The sequence below is a fragment of the Rhizobacter sp. P2_H3 genome (genome assembly GCF_056403355.1).
In genome coordinates this window covers 1-1,339 of the sequence record NZ_JBFUFQ010000488.1, presented here as the reverse complement: position 1 = coordinate 1,339, position 1,339 = coordinate 1, and the positions used below count along the sequence as shown (strand labels likewise).

At 72.8% G+C, this 1,339-nt stretch carries 1 protein-coding gene; it reads right to left on the bottom strand.

Annotation, left to right across the window (positions count from 1 at the left end; genetic code table 11):
* Positions 1-1,339: sensor histidine kinase (locus tag AC1D1T_RS32550; RefSeq protein ID WP_477993485.1), on the bottom strand; the 1,339-nt coding region annotated here is incomplete at both ends.

Genomic DNA, 1,339 nt, shown 5'->3' with positions numbered 1-1,339 from the left:
ACCGCCGGCACGGCGCCCGCCGCGGCCGCCGGCGCGAGCCCCACCCGGTGCGCCGGCAGGTGCGCCACCCCGAGCGGCACGCTCACCGTGAAGCAGCTGCCCAGGCCCGGTCCGCTGGTCACCACCACGTTGCCGCCGTGCAGCCGCACCAGCTCCTTCACCAGCGCGAGGCCGATGCCGGTGCCCTCGTGCGAGCGCGAGCGCGCCCCGGCCACGCGATGGAACCGGTCGAACACATGGGCGAGCGCCTCGTCGTCCATGCCGATGCCGGTGTCGCGCACTTCCAGCACCGCCTGTCCGGCCTCGCTGCGCAGCGAGACGGCGATCTCGCCCTCGAACGTGAACTTGAATGCGTTCGACAGCAGGTTCAGGACCACCTTCTCCCACATGTCGACATCGACGAACACCTCGTGCGGGAGCGTGTCGCAGGCGACGACGAAGCGCAGCCCCGCATGCTCGATCGCCGAGCGGAAGGCCGATGCGAAATCGCGCGTCAGCGCCGCGAGGTCGGTGGCCTGGTAGCTCGCCTCGACGCGCCCGGCCTCGATGCGCGAGAACTCCAGCAGCGAGTTGACGAGCTTGCGCAGCCGCTCGCCGTTGCGGTGCGCCAGCTGCAGCGCGTCGTGCACATCGGCCGGCAGCTCGGGGCGCAGCAGCGCGTCCTGCAGCGGCCCCAGCATCAGCGTCAGCGGCGTGCGCAGCTCATGGCTCACGTTGCTGAAGAACACGTTCTTCGCGCGGTCGAGCTCGGCCAGGGCCTCGGCCTTCTGCTGCTCTTCGAGCCGCGCGCGCACCTCGCCCAGGCGCGACGCGACCTGCGAGCCCACCAGCGACAGGAAGCTGCGGTAGGCATCGTCGAGCCGCCGGCGCGGGCTGATGCCCACCACCAGCGCGCCGACATTGGGCGCCCGCCCCGCCACCGCCAGCGGCAGCACRACGGCCTGCTGCACCGGTTCGGTCCACGCGCCGCGGATCTCGCCGAAGTGCTGCGGCTGCAGCGACGACGCATCGCCCGCCAGTCGGCGCGGCAGTGCCTCGGGCGGCACGTTGGCCGTCTGCGTGACGCGGCCGAGCGCCGGGTCGCTGCCGTCGGCGRCATCGGGCAGGTAGAGCACGGCGAACGGCAGGTCCTGCGGGCTGTTGCCGAGCGTGGCGACCAGCTGCGCCGCGGCGGCCGCGAGCGTCGGCAGCTCGCGGATCGGCAACGCGGCCAGCTCGCGCAACAGGCGCAGCCGGCGCTCGCCGATCGCGCGCTCGGTGTCCTCGACGACGACGCACAGCATGCCGGCCACGCGATCGGCATCGTCATACACCGGGCTGTACGAGAAGGTGTGGAAGG